The organism is Candidatus Neomarinimicrobiota bacterium, from assembly GCA_017656425.1.
Taxonomy (GTDB): Bacteria; Fidelibacterota; UBA2242; order UBA2242; family B5-G15; genus JACDNV01.
In genome coordinates, this window is record JACDNV010000006.1 from 147,465 (window position 1) to 171,365 (window position 23,901).

The following is a 23,901-nucleotide window of genomic DNA, read 5'->3' on the forward strand; positions in this document are numbered from 1 at the left end:
TAAGATTATGTGTTTCGCTAAACTCATTTTAATAATGTTATCTTTTTTACAATTCTACTATTTCCAGATTTCAACAAACAAAAATATACTCCTGTACTAAGTCCCTGGTCTATGAAATTAAATTCATATTCTCCCATTCTTTTTTTACCTGAAAAAAGATTTTGAACTTTTCTGCCCAGGATATCATACAGATCAAGACTAACATACCCATCTTCGGGGATTGAAAATGAAATTTCTAAAACATTATTAAAAGGATTTGGATAAACGTTTAATTCAAATTCATAGGGGATATTACCATTTTTATCAACTGGTTCGAAACTAAAAAGTCTTGCAAGCTCTATGCAGCCAGTTATAAACGGACCAATTCCTTTCCCATCATTATCTACAATATCCGTCTTGGATACATAATACTCATAACTCCCATCTCTGCCATAGCCACCAAGACCTGCAGTTTTACAGATTTTTGTCAAAGTGATTGATCCATCCTGATTCTCAACGACAAATTCCTTTAAAATACCTTCAAATCCTTTTTTAACAACAGGAAGGAATTTTTTCTTATCAATATATCCCAATCTTATACCCTTTGCCAGGGAATACACAAACATGCAGGATGCAGAAGCCTCGGGATAATTCCCTTCCCATCCTGCTTTATCAACAACCTGCCACCAGACACCTATTGAATCATCCTGAAAATTTTTCAAAGCAATACTTAATCTTTGAAATATATGGATGACGCTATCCCGCAATGTATAATCAACCGGCAGATAATCCAGTACATCCACAAGTGCCATCGAATACCAGCCAATTGCTCTTCCCCAGAACTCAGAAGAACAACCAGTAACGTCATTTGCCCAGTCCTGCTCCTTCGTCTCATTCCAACCGTGATATAACAAACCCGTCTCCGTATCCCTTGCATGTTTTTCCATCAAAGAGAGTTGAAGCACAACATCATCAAAATTTTCTGGTTCGTTAAATAATTTCCCGTAATATGCGTAAAACGGTGAAGCCATATAAAGTCCATCAAGCCACATTTGATAAGGATATCTTTCTTTATGCCAAAATCCGCCATCACTAGTTCTTGGCTGGTCCTTTAATTGCTTTCGTAACAAATCTGCAGCTTTCTTGTATCTGGAATCACCTGTTTCTTCATAAAGAAACAACACAATTCTTCCTTCATTTATCTCATCGAGATTATATTCTGTAATATTGTATCCCTTAATTGAACCATCATTTCTTACAGAAAAATCAACAGTACTTTTTATATAATTAAAGTATTTTTCTTTACCTGTTTCATACCATAACTCCTGAAAACCCCTTAAAACTGTACCAGTAACATAGTCCCAGTTACCGTTATTGTAAACATCCGGATTTCGCATCATTACAGATTCAGCAACTTTCTCCGCCCAATCGAGATAATCCTGGCTATGTATAAACGAGTGCGTTATTATTAAAAAAATTAATATTTCTAATTTCTTCAATTGATTTAGCTTCCTAGGAAATATCATTTTTTCAATATTCTAAAATAGTCAATATCCACATATCCCGTCTCAATAGAATCTGTTACTGCAAAAAGACCAATTTTTGCTCCTATCCAATGACCGGGCTTTGCAATAAAATCCTCACCTACTTTCTTGTATTTTTTTCCGTTAAAACTATAATAAAACTCACACACAGCCCCATTTTTAACTCTTACTTTGAAATATATCTTCTCTTTATTTATTTTCCTCTGATATTCAACAATCTCACTACCCTGTTCATTGGCGTTTATACAAACGACCTTAACTAGATAAATTCCATCGTTTCTTTTCTCCACTCCAATAAACGAGTAATCACATCCAAAAACTATCAAACCTGCTCTATCACTTACATTGCTCAGATTAAGCTTTATCAAAGAATAAGCTGAGAATTCGGGAGCAGGTAATTTTTGTAACAAAAGATTTGGCACCATCCAGAGATTATTTTTACTTACTTCAGGTTTCTTTTGACAATAAAGTCTTAAAAATCCTTCTTTTTCAACTAATGAATACCAATCATCATAATAATTCGCATGCCATTGCCATTGTAAACCTAACTTATCTGAATTAAACTCATCCACTGTTTGTGGGACTTTAATGGGATAAGTTCTTCCAACTTCTGGTTTTCTATACTTGTATACAGGCTCACCAATTCCATCTCCATCTATATCCACACCAATCAACGGCCAATCATTAATCCATTTTACTGGTTGCAGATGAACAATCCTTCCATATACATCCCTATCCTGAAAATGTACAAACCATCCCTCGCCATTATCTAGTTCGATATATCCTCCTTGATGAGGACCATTTATATCAGTATTACCTTGATGCATGACAATTTTTTCTTCATAAGGTCCATACACATTCTTCGATCTTAACACAGTCTGCCACCCATTTTTAACTCCTCCAGCAGGGGCAAATATATAATAGTAGCCTCTCATCTTGTAAAATTTTGGACCTTCTATTGTCGGTTGTGTTTTTCTACCATCAAAAATGAGCACTCCATCGTCCAGTATCTTTTTACCATCAGGACTCATTTTGCAAACATGAAGAATACTTTTTATACCCGCCCTCGATCTTGCAAAGGCATGAACTATATACGCATTCCCATCATCATCCCAGAGAGGACATGGATCAATCCAACCTTTAGCTTCCTTTATTAAAACAGGTGGTTCCCATTCCCCATATATATCATTAGTTCTTACCATATAAATTCCCCTGTCAGGATCACCATAAAAAATGTAGAAATAACCATCGTGATATCTAATTGAAGGTGCCCAGACGCCACAACCATGCTGAGGAAGGTCAAAAGCTTTATCGGGTAATCTCTTTATGGCATAATTAATAATCTCCCAATTCACAAGGTCTTTTGAATGTAGAATAGGGAGAGCAGGAACGCAATTGAAACTCGATGCTGTCATAAAAAAGTCATCACCGACTTTTATGACATCAGGGTCCGAGTAATCTGCATATATTATGGGGTTTTTATAATAACCATTACCTATATCGGGAACCCAGGGTAAATCACCACCAATTAAGACCTCGATAAAGAAAATTAAAACAAATGTTAAAGTAAACCTTATATAGCTTTTCATATACCAGCCCTATTTTAACAATAGCATTTTTCCGTGTTTTACTTCCTCACCTGCATAAACTTTATAAAAATATACTCCACTTGGTAAAGAACTTCCATCGAAACTATAATAATGTCTTCCTGATTTGATTTTACCAAATGATACTTCTTTAACAACCTTTCCCTGCAAATCAAACACAATCAATTTCAACTCACTCTCGGCAGGAATATTTATTTCAAACAACGTTTTCGAATTGAAGGGATTTGGATAATTGGATATCTTCAGTTGATAATCGCCTGCCACTCTATTCTCATCAATTTCAAGTTCATTATACATTTCCATAATCTCATCATCCGTTAGAACCATATTATTAAATATTTTCACCTCATCTAAATAACCAGTATAATAGTCATTACCAAGAATATCTCTACCAATATATAAGTAGCTTTTATTAAAAATATTACCAGCAGCATCCTGCTTGCTGTCGACCAGCTCTCCGTTTATATACAGTTTTACCTGTCCGCCCTCTCCTTCTCTTTGAGCCACAACAAATACCCAATTAGTGCCATCTGTAGGTATATTCCCTGATAAGCTCACTGTACCTTTTGAACCAAAAATGGAAAATTTTAATTGATTTTCATTTCTAAGAGAAATATCGTAACCCAATGTTAATTCTCCATTTAGCAGTTCACGTTTTGAGAAAATAATTTGCTTACTTTCCGTAATTTCAGGTTTCATCCAGAAGGTTATAGTAAAAGGTAGTATACTGAAATCTATCTCTTTACTATGTTCCACATACACATAACCACCGGAACCAGCAAAATAAATAGCATTCCCCTCAAGCCCTTCCTGCCAGCTAACATCTCCTTTTAGATATGCATAGTTTCTATTACCAGTTTCATCAATGCAAATAGTACCACTTGACCGGTTGAACTTCCAATATGCCACCATCTCTGATGCAATGTCCTCTGTACTAAAAGTCCAGATGTTACCCTCAGTCGTTCCCGCTTCGTTAACCTCATCTACCCGCCAGTAATATCGCGTTGATGGATATAAACCATCTGGGAAATATTTATTCTCAGTCAGATTAGCTATATATACCATGTTATCCAGTGATGTACCAAAATACAAATTATGAGATAAAGCCCCTGCACCTGGTTTCCATTTTAACTCTGTCAATATTTCAACATTCTCTGCACTGTCAGGAGGAAAAGGATTTGATGACGGTATTGGTCTTCCATCTTCAAAAAGGGTCCATCCCTCAGCAATATTTGTAGGTAATGAGTTTATTTTGGAGTTGTACGCTTTTACTCTGTAATAATACCTTGTTGCCGGTTGCAATCCTGTATCTATGAAAGTTGTACTATCTTTTTCTACTCGACCTATTTCTATAAATGAAGAAGTGTCACCCGCTGATCTTTCAACTATAAATCCCTCTTCGTTTTCAGAGAGCTCATCCCAGATAAGTTTTACCTCATAAGGCGATAAGGTTATTGTTCTCAGATTGCCTGGTGCCAATATAAAATCGTCTCTTATACATAACTCATTTAGATATTCCTCAACATTGGTATATCCGTCACCATCCATATCTTCAGGACCATCAGACGGATCATTGGGGTCTAAATCCATCTCTATCTCCCAATCATCAGGCATGCCATCATGGTCAGAATCTATGGGTGGTTCCTCTGAGCGAAGCTCCGGCCAGCCACCAACATCATCCTGAGAATCAATTATACCCTTACCTTCTCCATAAACACCTCCATAGGTAGCTGTCCCATTACGTACTTCATCTACAATTCTCATATCAACAGAATCTCTCCTTGGCAGAACTGCTCCAGCATCCGCTAATACCAGTTCAAAAGCTACTTCTGGTGTATGGGTTAGCACGGGCATATATTCCACAGGCTCATCAAGTCTAAGATCCTCTAACTCCAGTGAACCGTCTGGCTGAACTCCTCCAGACCAGTTATCAGCAGTTACATCCGGGAAACCATAAACATAGTTATCTTCTACATACCACCAGGAAATGTCAGATGGATTTACTATTCTGTATAAAACCTCTCCTCCATTGGTAGCAGGTCCATGTTTATAATAGTTTGCAACAATATTATGATTCCCTTTTTCTCCACCATAAGCACTATTAAATCCCCAGTTGTATATAACATTATTCCTAAAATCCACTTTTTCTAATTCAGGATGATTATGGTATCTTGATCCACAAAACCTTGGATTTCTGCTAGAATTATGAGCAATGAGATTATGATGGAAGCTTGCTCCCATTCCTCCCCAAATACCACCATATCCATGATTTCCTTTATGATGTATTGAATGATATAGACTCTCGCTAATTATACACCATTGCAGTGTAAAATTTTTATTATCATAAAAGGAACCTACTTCATCTACACTCCAACTTAAAGAACAATGATCAATAATAATATTTCTTTGGCCTCTTGCATTCAATGCGTCATCTACAATACCCTTTTTGTCACCAAGCCTGAACCTCAAATATCTAATTATTACATTATTAGCCTCAATATGAGCAGGGTAATATCTAATACATATTCCATCACCAGGCGCAGTCTGACCAGCTATTGTTACATTATCATTCTTAATGTCGAGTGGAGATTTTAAATCAATATTACCTGATACCCTAAAGACTACAATCCTCGGACCAGTGCAATTCTCCACGGCATATCTAAGACTACCAGAGCCATAATCATTAAGATTCGTTACCTCAATTACTCTGCCCCCACGGCCACCTGTAGTATACATTCCCCAGCCTTGGGCGCCAGGAAACGCTGGAACTTGACCCATTAAAATGACCGTGCTGACTAAAATAATAAGGATTGCCGTAAGTTTTCCCATAAAACCTCCTACTTCAACAGAATCATTTTTTTTACTTTTGTAAAATTATTTGTGGTAATTTGATAAAAATAAACTCCTGACGATAGATCTGAAAAGTCAGCTACAACTTGGTATACTCCAGGATTATATTTGTTATCAACAATAGTTTTAACTTTCTTCCCTGTCAGATCGTAAATAACAATTTTTACATTACTTGCTTCATTAATTGAAAATTTAATTGTCGTGCTCGGATTAAAGGGATTGGGATAATTCTGGTATAATCTGTTTGGTATTGTTGGTATTTCGCCTTTTGATATTGGATTTCCTGCAAACTGATAATACAGATCTGAAATTTCTTCATCGCTTAGACTGTAATTGAAAATTTTCAACTCATCGAGAATACCTGATAATGGTGCATCAATATTGGAACAATTACCTATAAACAGGTCTTCACCCTGGGAAATGTCACCTGTTTGATCATCAACTTCAGCTACAAGATTACCATTAAGATAAAGTTTAACCTTATTTGCGCTTGTATCCCTGACACCAACTATATGATACCATTTACCCTCATTAATGACATTATTAATACCAGTAAGTTTAGCAGTAGTTTTAGTTACATCATCATCTATTGCAAACCTTAGCTCCCAATTTTTTAATTCGATACCATACCATTTACCTGAAGTACAGGCAACATCATTTCGCTCAAAAGTTCCCTTATGTAATATATATATTGAGCTTTCTGTTATATTAATTGGTGAATACCATACAGAAACGGAGAAAGAACCTTTATCAAAATCTATCACATCACTGTTAGCGACATTGATATAATCATCTATTCCATCAAATTTTAATGCATTACTTCCACCTAATCCCGTAACTATTGAAGAAGCATCCATATTATACATTCTACCGTCATTATTATGATCTGATTTATCAATAACCGAATCACTTCTTATTTCATCAAAATCCCAATAAGCCACTACCTGAGGAGGCAATATTTCCTTCGTTGTAAAAGTCCATACATCCCCCTTTGTAATACCGTTTGAATTCTTTTCATCTATACGCCAGTAGTATGTAGTGTTTGGTTCAAGCTTGTCTGGAACAAAAAATGTATCACAAGTAGATTTAATAAAAGTCATATTATCCTTTTCAGTGCCAAAGTATACAATATGGGAATCAGCACCAACACCAGCAGTCCATCTTAAAATAACATCAAGCTTTACATTTACAGCTCCATCCTCAGGAAAAGGATTTTCAGCCTTAAGTGGGGGTGAATCTGGACTTAATGTCATAATCGAAACAACATTTGAATAACCTGAGTTGGGTAGTTCTACAGTATTGTTATATGCGTAGACTCTATATTGAAAAGTTTTAAAATTATCAAGGTTGCTATCTAAAAACGAGGTTGTATCTGCTCCAACAGTATCTATCGCCACAAAATCTCCGCCTTCCTCCTTTCTCTCAATTACAAAACCTTTTTCATTGGTAGAGTTATCATCCCATGTTAGCTTAACTGAATTTAATGTATATAGCTTAGCCTCTAACTCAGTTGGATTTGCAACAAATTCAGGATATTCTGTGATACTATTTAAATATATTTCAACCATTGTATATCCACTTTCGTGTCTTATATTTCTATCATCAGGGTTTTCAGGGTCAAGTCCGTTTTCTATCTCCCATTCATCGGGCATTCCATCGTGATCGGTATCAACGACAGCAGGCCCCGTTCTCAATATAGACCAACCTCCGACATCTTCAGGAGAATCGATTATTCCTGTCCCCGCTCCGTACGATGCACCATAGGTAGCGGTTCCGCTATAGACTTCTTCAACTATTCTTATATCAATTGAGTCCCTTCGTGGTAGAGTTGCACCAGCATTTTGTAACACAAGGTTAAAAGCCTCCTCAGCCGTATGCTGAGTAATGGGCATATATTCAAAAGGAGTATCGGACCTTATATATTCTTTAACATCTTTGCTCACACCTTGTACACCATATCTCCAGTTATCTTCAGTCACATTCGGATATCCCCAGACATAGTTATCAGCTACATACCATTTTCCATAATCCTCGAGTCCACTTCTAGAGGAAGGATTTACTATTCTATACCTTCTTTCATCTTTTGACGTTGCAGGACCATATTTGTAATAATTCGCAACGATGTTTACCGTTGTATAGGGACTTTCAGGCCAGTCATCATCATGAGCTTCACCGCCATATACATTATTATATCTCCAATTGTAAATAACATTGTTTCGGAAATCTGTATTACCACTACCTGATGCAAATCGGGGTGTTCTACTTGAATGATGTGCAAATAGATTATGGTGATAAGATGAATTTGGTCCACCCCATATAGCACCGAATCCATGATGTCCTTTGCTATGCACTGAATTATATAAACTCTCGCTTATTATACACCATTGGATAGTCAGGCTATCACAATGGTATAGTGAGATTGTCTCATCAACGCTCCAAGATAACGAGCAGTGATCAATAATTATATGTTTATGGTACCTTGAACCCATAGCATCGTATTCTCCACCTGAAGCATCTCCTAATCTGATTCTTAAATATCTTATTATTACCTGATCTGTATTAATCATTATCGGATAATTTTTAACACATATACCATCACCGGGAGCTGTCTGACCTGCAATCGTTATGTAGGGATTTTCTATTCTCAGTGGTGATCGTAATTCTATCGTCCCCGAAACTCTAAATATAACTATCCTTGGTCCTTCTGATTCAACAGCCCATCTAAGACTACCTTCTCCACTATCGTTTAGATTCGTGACCTCTATTAACCTGCCACCTCTCCCACCAATGGTATATTTTCCCCATCCTTCAGCTCCTGGGAAAGCAGGGATCATCTCTTCGGCAACTAACAAAGTCACCAAGTATAAAACTACCACTATTAAGCTTATTTTCTTCACATTACCATCCTATAAAATTTTCTAAAAAAGTATTTATTTTTTGTGGATATTGTTATCCATTTTATTCCAAAAATGATAACAAATACGGTAACATCATATACCCAAGAAAGACCCTACCATTTATGTATACTTCGTCAAGATTCATATTTGTAACATTGACAATTACGTTTTCTCTTTCAACACCATCAAACCTACAATTTTTTAAATTTATGTTATCTACGGGTGACCTTTTATAAGCTTTTATATATAAAGCATATTTGCTTTTTTTACTTGTCAAATTTTCGATAAAAATATTTCTAACTATGGGAGTAAATTCCCCTACATCACCTTCACCATAGAAAAAATTAATTTTAATAACAGCATCAGACACTTCACCTACTGTCAGATCTTTTGCAAATATGTTCTCAACTATTCCCCCTCTTCTTGAATTAGTCTTTATTCTTAAAGCCCTATTAAGATTTGGACTATCCATAATGCAATTTTCGACAAATACGTTCCTTACACCCCCTGTCATCTCACTGCCCACGACAACTCCACCATGTCCATCCCTCATGGTGCAATTCCTGACTATAATATTTTCACTTGGAGTATTAATACGCCTACCATCGGCATTTCGCCCCGATTTTATCGCTATACAATCATCTCCTGTATTAAAGAAGCATTTTTCAATTAATACATTTTTAGATGATTCGGGATTACAGCCATCATTATTCGGACCATGACTTACAACTTTTACATTTCTAATAATAACATTTCTAGATAGTACAGGATGAATATTCCACATCGGAGAATTGATCACCTTGATTCCCTCAATTAAAACGTTTTCACACTTATAAAATTGGATAAAGTTTGTTCTTATATAATGACCAGCACCAAAAACTCTTTCTTCAACGGGAATTCCATCTTCAGCCATTTGGAAAAGATTATCTCTATCTCTTATTTGTATCGGCATTCCTTCTTCCCATCCGTATTTTTTATTACCAGTCCACTTCCACCAATCGGCATTATTTGCCTGACCATCAAGGACACCCTTGCCTGTTATAGCTACATTCTTTTGTTCATATGCATATATAAACGGCGAGTAATTCATACATTCTACACCTTCAAATCTTGTATAGACAACAGGTAAATATTTATTCGGATCGGTACTAAAAATTATCTTTGCTGTACTGTCAATATATAGATTAACTTTACTCTTTAAATGTATAGCGCCAGTCAGATAAACACCATCTTTTACAACAACTTTTCCGCCACCTTCTCTGTTACATCTATCTATTGCTTTTTTAAAAGCGTCAGAGCAATCTGCCTTGCCATCTCCAATTGCTCCAAAATCCCTGATATCAAAAACTCTATCTGAGAATACTGGTTCTTTTATTTGCCTTAAAATTTTATCTTTATAGGACCAATCTACTCTACTATTGCATGCTGTCAAGAAAATAATTATATAAGTTATCAGCAACCAACTCTTCTTTACTACCTTCTTCATTCCACTCTCCAAATTTTTTATCAATTATCTTAGAAAAAACAAGGAGGGGAGGGGGGAGATCCCCTCCTTCCGTGCGATGCGTACCTTTTTACTTCACCAATATCATCTTTTTAACACCGGTAAATTGATCAGTCTGCAATTTGTAAAAGTATATACCCGATGGTAAATTCTGACCGTTAAATTCTACTTTATATACTCCTTGTTTAAGACGCTCATTGACCAGTATTGTAACCTCATGACCAAACATATCATAAATTGTTAATTTCACAAATCCTGGTTTCAAAATTTCAAATGGAATTGTTGTAACAGGGTTGAATGGATTTGGATAATTCTGTTCTAGAGAGTATTTCGTAGCAAATTTCCCTTTTTCTTCTTTTACTACTCCAGTAACACCGGTTAATCCAGATGGGAGAGCCTTTTCTGATGGAGAGTAAGCACCTGTTGTGTCCCAAACGATCCAATCATACAGAGCACCATATGTGTCACCACCTGCATCACCAAATTGATAGTAATTACCTTCGTGTGATTCACCATTAGATTCAGCCCATGCAAGATTTTCTTCATCAATATATAGAGTAAATACATTTCCAATTAACGTAATCCTGTAAATGTGCCATTCATTGGCTCCCTCAAAACCTTCCACATACACACCACCTTTATCGAATTTAAACCTCCCATCCGCTTTTGTGATTATTCTCTCTCGATATGCACCATTAGCTATATACATACAGATCCCCCTATCAAAAGAATTGGGATCTAGATTTTTTATTCTGAAAGCTATTGTGATACCTTTATCAGCATTAGCTCTCCAGGGATAACTCCAGACTTCTTTAAATGCACCTCCACCTACATTCGCTCCACTCTCAACTTTAATTAGTTTATTACCTTGTATTTCCTGGTCATCAATAACAGACACTATTTCAGGAACATCATCCGGATTTGTACCACTTACTTCATGCCAAGCAGTATCAGCTTCTCTTGGTAATACACTACAGTCATAAATTTGCCAATCCCCTTTCGCTAAAATAATCCCCCCTGTAATAATCACTAAAAATACCAACAATCTTTTCATGGCTCCCCCCTTTTCTTTATTTAAAACACATACATAAATGAGAACCTGCTAACTTCATTAAAAGCCTTCTCGGATATCAGAGAGTAACTAAAATCAACTTTCAAAACACCCATTTTTAAAGATTTTTTAAGCCCTACTCCAAATGCAGGTCCAAGAATGTCATGATTCGTCATATAACCAGTTCTAAAAAATAGAAAGTTATTGTAATTTAGCTCCGCTCCAAAATGCATACGAGGGGTATAATTATTTGGATGTGTCATCTCAATTGCTACATTTAGATCAAAATCCTTATTAAGACCAGTCAAAACAAAGTCGAAAAGATTAGCAGCACCAGAAAGGGCAAACGTTAGAGGTAGATGTGTCGTAATAGCTTCATATTTTACATTTGTAGCAAAATTCTTTATAGACATCCCGAATCTAAAACTTTTAATTGGAGTATAATATTTTACACCTAAATCTATAGCTAATTTATCCATATTGTTTTCTTTATAAGTTGTATCTGTATCATAGATAAATTCATTTTCACCCAGACTCTGATGAGCAAGTTTAACAGTTCCCCCTATCATAAAGAAATTCGTTATTTTCTTAGAATAAGTAAGACCAATAGCATATGCACCAACATTATCAACTCTACCAGTTTCTCTGTAGCCGAGTTTATCAATACCCATTAAATCACTTGGAATAAGCTTGGCTCCTTTTATCTCACCATAATCAACGGAAACAAAGCTTAATCCAATAGTACCCAGATTATCACTAACGTTATAGACAATACCAAATGCATGGTACTTTATATCAGCAATCCAGTTTGTTATACCAGCAAAAACTTCACCTTTTGTATTCAACTCTGAAACAGATGCAGGATTGTAAAAAAGTCCGACAACTCCTGTACTTAATGCATTATATGCATCTCCCATTGCTACAGCCTCCGGAACCACACCCACTTGTAGATAATTCATTGTAGTTGTTCCAACTTTCTTTAGATTAACCCCGGGCCCAATATACAAGCCACCTAACAATTGACTTAAAAATAATAACATTGCTATTATTATTAATAAATTTTTAGAAACTTTATTCATGAGAACCTCCTGGAATTTATCTAACCACTACTAACTTTTGATAGGAAACTTCACCATTTGGCTTCTCAAACACTACAATATAAACACCAGAAGATATAGCCTGCTGATTATCATTTAACATATCCCAGGTTTCCATTCCTGTTCTCGAGGGAGAATCATGAATTATTGTCTTGACTAAATCTCCACTCTCCGAATATATGCGAATTTTACACACGGGAGGTAGATTAAAAAACATAATTAACCTATAACCTTCATCTGATACTCCATATCCTCCCAGTAATGGGTCTTTTATATTATATGGATTTGGTGCTATTACAATCTTATTCAGGTCATCCTGTGGAGGCCTTGGTGGTTTTACCGGTATTAAGTTTGGCACCCATAATCTATTACTCCATAATATCTTACCCTTTGTTTCCGGATATGCATAACTGTAATTGGGATGGCTCTCGTTGACTACATAACCTGTTTGTACATAATAGTAATAGGATGCTCCAAATAATATATTTGTATCTTTCCAAGCATGAACTTCTCCAAGTTCTAAAGAATCCTTAGGTAGAAATTTAGCTAATTCATAAAATACTGTATCCATTCTACCTATCTTCTTTAGAATTCTATACCCATAAAAATATTCTTTTGCCTCAGCCTCAAAACATGACCATTTAATTTCTACACCATCACCATACCCTGTTATAATTACAGAATCAGGTGGAGGTGGAGAACCAGGTATCTGCCAGTTATGTTCGTAATTCCATTTAATTCTAGAACAAGACTTATGTATTGAATCTATGACAGTACTTATCCACCTATCTTTTATTTTGTCCATCTCACTAGCTCCCTCAGGAAATGCAAAGTTTTCTGGAAAATAGCCAGTTTCATCATTTGGTAGTTCAGGTGGATTCTCAAGCGTTTCATTTAACCATCTTTCACCTACCCATTTCTCTTTTTTTAGTCTCAAACCCTGTATTCCTGTGGCATATACGATATGTATCTTCTGCCCAGGAGCAAAACTTTTATAAGGACCGAAACCAGACCATGCCTTATGCCAAGGACTTTGAATGCTAAATCCTTCAATGCATCTGAAATCAGGACTCCCCTGTTCATCATTATTTATTCTGTGAAGCGTTCCAGGTATTCTATCTTCAATCAATTGCCCAGTATTAGCCCAATATTCTCCAGTTAAAATTTTATACATTGGTTCTCTTGCCGTAATATCTCCCCAATTGAATTTCATCACAAAATCTGAAAATGCGCTCGTTGCTCTCGGTTGCATTGGATCATCTTCGTCTTCTGCATCATTCACATAAGGTTCTTTTGAAGCATGTAGAATTGTATAATATAGCATATTACTTGTTAACAACCTTCCATCCTGTGTGTAAACTGGCAATCCCATCTGATCACCACTTTGTGTAGGATGATCAGCTTGATAAAGATACCAAACTCTTAGACTGTCTCCAGGTCTTGAGCCGTAATAGTGACACCACGGAAATACCATATAATCCCCGACATCACCATATATATCAACATCGGGATTTCCTCCTTTTGCAAAATCCCAATATGCCCAGCTATTATATAGGGCAACCCAAAAATCTTTTAAAGTATCATCACTGACATTAGTCAAAACAAGATCAACTACAATATAATCATCATGATACTGCTGTCCCCATGCGAATATTGTTCTTTTTATCTCTACTCCCATATCATTTCTATGGGTTACTGTCACAGTCTGATCACTTGTACCCACAAGCTTTGTAGGGTCCACAACACCGAAATCATCTAAAGTATAATCAGTCCAATCAACTTTAAGTTGAGGATAACTATATCTAATATTATTATCTATCGGCTCAGTTACCTCTCCAAGGTTTAAATTATCAGGTGATTTTATCACAGCGTATGGTATAATATCTCCAGTCTTTGGATTTTTCCAGTTCTTAGCCATAGTGATTATCCCGCCACCTGTTACGGCAACTCCCATTTCTTCTCTCATCGCATTTCCAATACAATCATAATCAGCAGGAAACCAACCTCCCGAATATCTAAAGTTTCCCTGTCCACCATTATCTACTACTCCAGCAAATATTCTATTAACCCTTATAACAGCTGAACCTTGCGCATATAACAAGCAAAAAATTGGCAATACTATTAACAATAGCCCAGCTATGAATGTAATACTCTTTCCATTTAAAAGCTTATTTATCATAGTACCTCCAAAATTTATAATTCAATCTTTATCCCAATCCAAATGTCTCTTGGATTTGTATACATAAATTCATTGACTCGAGCTGGGTCATTTATATATGGCTTTTCCTCAGACCTTAAATCGCCTATTTTATCATTTCCGGGTATAAATCCTGCATCAAGAAAACTCTTTCTGTTATACTCAGGTAAGTGCAAAGACTTCATATAATTTTCCCAGTCAATATCATCATAAAACGCCAATCTATCCCGAATTGTCGTCACTTTTATATTAAAAACATTGTTAACATCTACATAAAACTGCGCCTTTGCTCCAAATAACTTAAATGTCTTTGAAAACTTCATATCAACCATATAATAATCTGGCCATTTGAGGTTATTAACAAGCCATTGTTCACTGACAGGGTTATATGTAAATCTTGCTCCTTTTCTCCAATCAAATCTCGTACTCCATACCCATCCACCAAACGGATGTAGTGATAATATATTTGGACCCCATTCAATAGGTGTATGAAAAGATATATTAGTCGTAAATCTGGGTAATGTCTGTGGCTGATTAACATCATCAGCATAAAGAGATTGAGGGTCAAGATTTCTAGATTCCTCTTCATATACAGTATGCCTACCAACTATCCCGTGTTTATCAATTATAAACCATAGATTCAACCAACCTGTGAAGTACTTACCATAATTTTTACTAATCCTTAATTCCAATCCCTGATCAGTTTCCCATCTATTATTTACATAAGTTCTATAATCTATTACACCAGATTCATCTAAATAAGTAATAGTATTAGCCTCTCCAGTTACATCCTTGTAATAGGTACTAATTTCTATAAGATACATATCCTTCAAATTATATGCAACTCCCAGCTCATAGGAGATTGTTCTAGCCGGCTCAAGATTAGGATTACCTAAACTATATAAACCATGCTTTTCAAATCTCTGTTTATACATATATTGTTGAGAAAAAGGTAACATCGATCTAAAGTGTCCATAATTAAAATAAAATTTTGACCTCTCTGTTACTGGAAATGATATACCTATCCTTGGACTTATAGCATAATAATTCTTTGTTTTTTGAAGTAGATTCCCACCATGCTCTTTATCAAATTCTTTCCAGAATGACCATATAACTGGTACTCCCTGAGATAAAAGTGTAAATAATGTATCTCTATTGTACCAATCTGCCTGGTTTTTGAGTTGATCAAATGCAAGCGAATATGGGTCTCCAGTTGGCCATAAGCCACCACCTGAGTTATAATAATCAAACCTAATACCAATATTTGCCTCTATGCCCTTATATGAAATTCTATCCTGAATATATGCTCCTAACTGCCATGGATATCTTCTATCTCTTAACTCATATAGAGTATCGTGATTTCTCCACCACTTCCAGTTGTCATTTTTAATATCATAATAATTAATCTCCCAGCCGGTTTCTATTTGATTATACATATTGATTTGATTTCCATAATCAAATCTTACACTAACCTGCTGCGTAACCGAATTTTCATAAAATTCGCCAACTTTGGAGTTAAATCTTCTTGGGACACCAAATGGCGCCTCAAATTCATCATGTACATAATAGTCAGAGGAATCAGGAGTCCATACTTTATCAGGTAAATGAAATAATATTCCGTAGGGCATTTCATTCAAATGTATAGGTCCAAAACTCACTTTCCATGAACGATCCCTGTTCTCTTTGGGTGTATAATGATCCCATACATGAGTATAAGAAGCAGTCAGCATCCAGTATGCTCTTGATGATATGATTCTATTCAAACTAAATCCAATAACATACATATCTTGATACTTTGGCTGCCAAAAGGTTGGATGCCAATAATATGTATCATCAGCACCACTGTATGGCTCTTCAATAAAAATTTGAAGGTTATCTACAGGCATAAAATCACCCCCGGAATATAAATCAGGGACATCACCACCTGTCGGCATACTCTGCTGTGTACCAATAACTTTTCTGTACGCACCATTTAGCTTCAAAATTAAATTTTTCGATAGTTGTGATTTTATATTCAATAGAGTAACAGATCTACGCTCAGCATCCAGATATACAGGTTGAACGTAATTGAAATTGGTTGTCTTATTTGCCAAATAAAATGTCGCATTACCAAGATATTTTCCGATCAGAGGTATCGGTCCACCAATACCAAAATCCAGATCCCAATCGGCATGACTCCCTTCCGGTTCGTGAGCATGCTCCTTTATTTTCTTCTTTATATTTTCCCACTCATCTTCACTAAATTCATTATATATCTCGTCACCATGTAGCTCTTCTAATTTCTCAAAATCAGGTACAGTCATATGCATCCACGCAGACCACAAATACAAATCCAACGGAGTTACCTGGTCCTCAGGGTCTTTTATTCTTCGATTATATCTATTAGCCATTGTATTCCACCCTGCGAACTGTGTTGATGAATATAGGTCCCTTAGATATTCTGCCTCCGCTGTATCACCTTTTGTGTATAAAAGCCAATTTTCCAATTTATTACTTCCTATAAACGATATCAATGGATCTGTATATGTAAATAACCCAAAATTAGTTGGATCGTATAAGGATTTACCAAATCTTTTCATATGAGGTAAATTTCTTGAAAAATTAAAGGATATATTATATCTGTCTTCACTTCCTGTCTTGGTTGTAATTTGAACGATACCAGATCTAAAATTCCCATATTTAGCACTATATCCTCCACTCTGCAACGATATCTGTTCAATAGCACTAAGGGGTATATCAGACTCCGCCTTATTTATTCGTGGGTTAACAAGTGAAATACCATTAACTAAAAGGCCTGTTTGATCTGGACTCCCTCCTCTTATAGACAAGTATCTGGCGTTTGTTACACCAGCCTGATTCCCTAAAAAATCATTTACGGTGCGTACGTTTGAAGTTAAATCTACCTGCTCTGAAGTTACTACTATTTGACTTCCAGATACTTCCTTGTGTAGAATGTCCCTCTTAGCAACTACAATAACTTCTTCTCCCTTAATTACCTCTTTCTCCAATTCGAAATTAACTCTTGTTACCTGATCAATATTGACTTGTACGCCTATCTTTGTAACTTTCTTATAACCAATCATAGAAGCAGTAATATCATAAACCCCAGGCGGTACATTTAATATAGCATAGTATCCGTTTTCATCAGACGCAGCACCCATATAAGTACCTTCCAGAATAACATTTACATATGGAATGGGATTCCCATTATTATCTTTAGTAAAACCTTCAATTTTTCCTGATTGAGCATTTAATATTTGTCCTACAACAAAAAAAATAAAAATAATTAGAAATAACCTCCGTACTCTCATGGGCTCACCCTCTTGTTTATTTTCTTATACAAGTTTACAATCATATATCAAGTTAATTAAAACCTATGTTCATATAATTTCAACATCAAATGTATAAACGGCAGATAATTTGAGTGAGTGGAAAAGAAAGGGAGCTTTTTTATAGCTCCCTCTTTCAATGAATTATATTCTAAATTCATGAGCATTTACTTCAGTAACATCATCTTCTTAATCATAACTTTTTTTCCTGATGTCAATTTGCAGAAATATACACCTGAAGCTAACCTCGATGCATCAAATATTACACTGTATTCACCCGGTTTCATATCTCTGTTTACAAGTGTAGCAACTCTTTGTCCAAGAACATTATAAACCTCTAATCTTACCCTATCAGGTTTATCAATTGAGAAATTGATCCTTGTGGTTGGATTGAATGGATTCGGATAGTTCTGCTCAAGCCTGAATTCGTAGGCAACATTACCATTCCCATTAATTGCCTCAAGATCATATGACTGGTAAAGTTGTTCTATTTCGTCGGGTGATAAAGCATAACTGTACATTCTTATATCATCGATTGCACCAATCAGTTTATTATGCTTTCCATAATTGTTACCTATATACAATGGCAAATCAGGGGAAGCTATATCATATTCAGTTTCATCCAGTATCGAACCGATAAGTTTTCCATTTAAATACAGCTTTAATGAATCTTCATTACGATTTCTCACTGCCACTATGTGATGCCACCAATCAGGTTGGAAAAGCCCTGAGAGAGGCACTCCTAATTGAGTCTTCTTTCTGTCATCGTCAATTGCAAATCTCAGTTCACCATTCTTAAATGCAACAGCATACCATCTGCCTTCCCAACCCTGAGATGGGTCAAACTTTGTTGCACCTTTGAATACCATAAACATTTCATCGGTATTTGTAAGTGGATCAGCTTTTACTAGAAGCGAAATTGTAAAACTCATATTATCACCGAAATCTATATTTGGATTACTCTGTACCAAAACATGAGCACTATCGCCCTCTGCCATGCTAAAATCTATAGCTCTACCTACTACACCATCTATTCTCTCCTGCCCTGTCATATTTACCAGGGCACCGTTTGACTCACCGACTTCATCTTTTGCTGATTTACTTCCCTTAATCTCATCAAACTTCCAGTGGGCTACCATAACATTTGCTGATGGTCTCTCAGGTATTATCCATCTAGGATCTCCTATAGGTTTATCATCGGTACCAGCTGTGAGCAAAGGTGACGATATTGGAAGAGTAAAATCCAGTAAATCAGGCTTATAAAAAGCTGGATCCATCCTTATTGTATCCTGCGCAGTTATGTTTGTCCATACTTCGTTTCCAAGATTCCATATACAGGTATTCTTCATCTGTGCAGAAACATTATCTTCAAATCTGAATACCTGAGCACCGGTTGTATCCATATTATTTGCAAATATACAGTTGGTTATTGTCCACTGACTACCACCGGTATCGGTTTCTGTATCCTGAAACAGGTACTTTCCTTGTCCAATATTGAACTTATTTATAGTCAGATGATCAAGTAACACTTCCCTTCTACCATCAGTCTCAAATCGTACAACATAAGCATCGATATTTGCAAAAGTTGAATTGGTAACTTTCAGATATTTTAAATCACAGTATTTAAAATTAAATACAGCATACTTCTTTGTCTGGAACCAGTTATCATGGAAAATTAAGTTATCGACAATTACAGAATCACCCTTTATTACTCTACCACTTCTATCCGCTCTTATCATACATCTTGCATAATCATGCACATAACAGTCGAACATTTTAATATTATGAAATATAAGATCTTCATCGTCCATACCAAGCGTATATGAGACCGTTGAATCTCCATTAAACTCTAATCCAATAAGAGTAAGATCCATACCTGTCTTCATTTTTAATTCAAATTTTATCACCGGTCTCTCGCTCGAACCAGATTGAGGCATTATGACGAGTTTATTTCTTACACCTGCAGAGCTACCGGTATATTCTCCACCACCAACAAGTAATATTGTATCTCCATCAACGGCATTTTCCAGTGCTTCCTGAAGTGTCCCTTCCCCAGGTGGGACAACATAGGTCATAGCCGTTACTACAGGTGCCCATCTTGGATCTCCAATTGGCATACCATCAGTCCCGAATGTCGCAAGTGGGCTCAATCTACCAAGCGTAAAGTCAAAATTGTCAGGATCTTTGAATCCCGGATCAATTGTAATAGTATCAGAAATTACATCAAAATCCAAGAAATCTTCTTCACCCATATTCCAGAAAGCACAATTGGTTAATGTAACATTCACATTATCGGAAAAACTGGCTAAATTGGAGTCAAGATAATTAATTGCATTTGCAAAGATAGAATTAGTTATAGTCCATGTACTTGTAGTGGAATTTATATCCTCAGCCAGCATTCTTGGACCACCAACATTAAATCTATTGAGTGTTATATGATCAATTACCACATCTCTATCTCCCGATGCTTCACATAAAACTAAACCGGCATCAAGATCCGCGAAGGTGGAATTTGTAATTTGTAAATATTTAAAATCGGTTTTTGTTAAGTTAATTACTGCAATTTTCTTTCCTCCATGCCAATTTGATTTATGAAATACCCTGTCAATTATAATAGAGTCACCTGTCATGGTCTCTCGACCATCTATAAAAGACCTCATATGGTCATGTACATAACAGTCTAATATTTTCAGGTTCTTAAATGTAACATTTTTGGAACAATTAAAAATCCATGGGGCAGTACCCTTTCCATCAATCTCAACACCTTTTATAGTAAAATCCATACCTTCACCGATCACAAAGGAACTTCCTAAAAGCTCAATAACCGGCATTTCTTCGGATCCAGGAGCAGCCGTTATCACTAATTCTTTATTCAATGTAATGGTTTGATTTTCTGGATATTTAGCACCTCCAACTAACATCAACACGTCGCCAGAAACTGCAGCTTTTACTGCGGTATCTATAGCTGCTGTATCTGGAGGTACGATAAAAGCAACTGGCTCATCACCTGGTACCCATCTCGAATCACCGATAGCTCCACCATCATCAGCAAATACAAGCAGGCTACTTATCCTTGGAAGAGTAAAATTTAAATTAGCAGGATCAGAATAATATGGATTTATTAATGTAGTTGTATCTGATATGACATCAAAGTCAGTGAAATCTTCATTGTCTATATTCCATAGTGCCACATTAGTCATAGTTACGCTTACATCACTCTTAAAATGCATAAGATCATCATATGCATTTATAGTATTACTGAATATTGAATTAGTTATAGTCCATTGAGCTGTAGCGCTCGTGTCATATAAGAAAACCCTCGGACCACCATCATTGAATCTATCTACTGTAACATGATCGATTACAACCTTCCTATCAGTATTCGTACCAAGATAAATCAATCCAGCATCCAATCTATAAAAAGTAGAATTGGTGATTTGTAGATATTTTATATCTGTCTTACCAAAATTTATTGCAGGATATTTCTTTCGATTGTATATATTGCTGGCAACTATACACCCATCAACTATAACAGAATCTCCAACCATAGTCTCTCTACCATCAATAAACGATCTACCAAAATCATGCACATAGCAGTCATATAATTTCAGATTCTTAAATGTAGCATTCTTTGTACAATTAAATACCCAGTAGCTGTTGGCTTTATCAATTTCAATTCCTTCCATTAATAAATCCATATCTTGACCGATTACGAAGTCAAACTTGACAATTGGTCTCTCCGTCGCACCAGCTTCAGGCTTAATGGTTAGCTTTTTATCTATTACTACACTACCGGAACCGGTGTATTCTGCTCCACCAGTTAATAACAAGACGTCACCACTTATCGCAGCTTTAATTGCATTTTGCAAAGTCCCATCACCGGGAACTACGCTATACTCTCCATTCTGATAGGTACCATAGTTTTCGAGACATAATAGTACCGGTGCTTCATCAGGACCATATGCACCAGTTAGATCGAAAATGAACCAATCAACGAAAGCTCCATATGAATCTCCGCTACTACCATCCCCGAACCTAATATAATTGTCTGAAGTGGTAGATTGCGTAAGTGCTGTCATAACAGGAGTAGGATCCTCATCCAGATAAACTTTCACCAGCGCACTATCCTTATTCAATTTCTCCATAGTAACTCTATAAACATGCCATTCTGCAACATCAAAACCATCCGGCGTCGCAACAGAGTCTGTCATATCCAATTTCAACCTGTTCGCCTCTCCCTCAATCATTAATTTTTCCCTCAAAGGATTAATACGGAAATCAATATCTAAAACATCTTTGTATGTGGAAACATCGGCAGCTTTAACTCTTGCGATAATAGTTATTCCATCTGTAATAGAATCAGAAATACTCACTTTAAACATTCCTGAATTAGCTGACTCCCCTTCAATATTGGGAGATAATATCCTCAAATACTTATTCCCTGATATTTCTGGATCATCTACCACGTCGTAGGAAAAACCTGAACCTTTCACATTACTTTCGCTAAATTTAGAAGAATCTGGTAAAATGCTATAGTCATCGGTAGGCAGGATACTTGCATCATAAACCAGCCAACCGCCTAAAGAAACGTTTGTAACAAAAAACATTGCTAACAATAAGATTGGCAATGAAGCAACTTTTCTCATCTTATTCCTCCTTAGATTAATTCTTGCAACATCGTTTTTAATATAATTATTATTATAAAAGAAAACAATACTTTTTAGCAAACGGTTGCAACTTTTGTAAACTACTAAACTATAAAATTAACTTTCCATAATTCTTATCCTATATTAAATTTGCTTTGAAAGTTCAAATTGTAAGTTATGAAACCAAGTTTTCCCAAAATATGCTTTATTATACTAATTTTCCAACTTATTTTTACTGTAAATATTTATTCAGATATATTTGACAATAACCCACTCAAATTTAGAAATATATCAATTGAAGATGGATTGACACACAGTAAAATAAATGATATTTATCAGGATAGATTTGGATTTATCTGGATTGCAACCAACAATGGACTAAATAAATATGATGGATATGAAATCAAATCATACCTTCCGAACCTCCAGGAACCAAATAGCATCAATGCATACCTTTTAAGAAGAATAATCGAAGACGAAAAGGGCAACCTTTGGATTGGTACCGAGGGAGGAGGACTAAATCAGTTTGATCCTATCTCTGAAAAATTTATCCATTATACGAACAACTCTGATATTATCCTACCTGCAGAAGATGTAAATGATATAATTAAAATTGGAAATATACTGTGGCTGGCTACAAATAGAGGTCTGGTGAAATTTGATATATTAAATAGGACTTCCAGGGTCTACAGATTCTCTAAGAGTAAAAATGGCAATAATTGTATATGGTCTATTTATAATGAAAACAATTATATATGGGTAGGCACATACACCAATGGTATATTTATTTTTGACATTGATAAAGAATCTTTTATCATTAATTATTCTAAACAAAACAGCTCCAGATACATCCCGGATAACGATATAAGAACTTTTTACCTTGATAAAGACAATAATTTTTGGATAGGGACATATAACTCAGGATTATTGAAATTCAATAGATATGATAGCTCCTTTATATGCTTCATCCCAGATACAAATTATATTGAATCCAGGACAGTTCGAGCTATATGGGACGATGGGAAAGGAAATATATGGATAGGAACTCGCCTTGGTATTTATATTTTTAATAAAACAAAGAAAAGGTTCGTTAAACACATAAAGAAAATTCAGAATGATCCTTACTCACTAAGCCATAATTCTATTCAGGTTTTTCTAGAGGACATGGATGGAAACCTCTGGATTGGTACACGGGTTGGA

Annotated in this window: 10 protein-coding genes and 1 pseudogene; 1 reads left to right on the forward strand and 10 read right to left on the reverse strand. The window is 35.8% G+C overall.

What is annotated here, in order from left to right; genetic code table 11:
• Positions 1 to 23: 23 nt before the first annotated feature.
• From H0Z29_05915 to H0Z29_05960, 10 genes are all read right to left on the reverse strand, one after another.
• Entirely contained in the window at positions 24 to 1,505 is a 1,482-nt protein-coding gene (locus tag H0Z29_05915; protein ID MBO8131039.1) for a glycoside hydrolase family 88 protein, read from the reverse strand.
• Positions 1,502 to 3,112 carry a glycosyl hydrolase 43 family protein gene (locus H0Z29_05920; GenBank protein MBO8131040.1) on the reverse strand — a complete coding sequence of 537 codons (1,611 nt, stop codon included), beginning with the start codon at positions 3,110 to 3,112 and terminating at the stop codon, positions 1,502 to 1,504. Before H0Z29_05920 ends, H0Z29_05915 begins: the two co-directional genes overlap by 4 nt.
• Positions 3,113 to 3,121: 9 nt before the next feature.
• Complete coding sequence (locus tag H0Z29_05925) at positions 3,122 to 5,959, reverse strand: T9SS type A sorting domain-containing protein (GenBank protein ID MBO8131041.1); 2,838 nt, start codon at positions 5,957 to 5,959, stop codon at positions 3,122 to 3,124.
• An 8-nt stretch (positions 5,960 to 5,967) separates the two neighbouring features.
• Entirely contained in the window at positions 5,968 to 8,877 is a 2,910-nt protein-coding gene (locus H0Z29_05930) for a T9SS type A sorting domain-containing protein (GenBank protein ID MBO8131042.1), read from the reverse strand.
• A gap of 61 nt (positions 8,878 to 8,938) precedes the next feature.
• Positions 8,939 to 10,363, reverse strand: a complete 1,425-nt coding sequence (locus tag H0Z29_05935; protein ID MBO8131043.1) for a glycoside hydrolase family 28 protein — start codon at positions 10,361 to 10,363, stop codon at positions 8,939 to 8,941.
• Positions 10,364 to 10,451: 88 nt separating this feature from the next.
• A complete protein-coding gene (locus tag H0Z29_05940) occupies positions 10,452 to 11,435 on the reverse strand; it encodes a T9SS type A sorting domain-containing protein (protein ID MBO8131044.1) in 984 nt (327 codons plus the stop codon).
• Between the two features lie 20 nt (positions 11,436 to 11,455).
• Positions 11,456 to 12,511, reverse strand: coding sequence for a PorV/PorQ family protein (locus H0Z29_05945; GenBank protein MBO8131045.1), 1,056 nt, complete (start codon positions 12,509 to 12,511; stop codon positions 11,456 to 11,458).
• A gap of 16 nt (positions 12,512 to 12,527) precedes the next feature.
• The gene (locus H0Z29_05950; GenBank protein ID MBO8131046.1) at positions 12,528 to 14,708 is read right to left on the reverse strand and encodes a hypothetical protein; all 2,181 of its coding nucleotides are present in this window, start codon (positions 14,706 to 14,708) and stop codon (positions 12,528 to 12,530) included.
• Between the two features lie 14 nt (positions 14,709 to 14,722).
• Positions 14,723 to 18,037, reverse strand: a complete 3,315-nt coding sequence (locus H0Z29_05955; protein MBO8131047.1) for a TonB-dependent receptor — start codon at positions 18,035 to 18,037, stop codon at positions 14,723 to 14,725.
• A gap of 185 nt (positions 18,038 to 18,222) precedes the next feature.
• Positions 18,223 to 22,701: a DUF5123 domain-containing protein gene (locus H0Z29_05960; protein ID MBO8131048.1), complete on the reverse strand. Its 4,479-nt coding sequence runs from the start codon at positions 22,699 to 22,701 to the stop codon at positions 18,223 to 18,225.
• Between the two features lie 177 nt (positions 22,702 to 22,878).
• Here H0Z29_05960 and H0Z29_05965 point away from each other — a divergent pair.
• Positions 22,879 to 23,076 (forward strand): annotated as a pseudogene (locus H0Z29_05965) (hypothetical protein).
• Positions 23,077 to 23,901 lie beyond the last annotated feature (825 nt).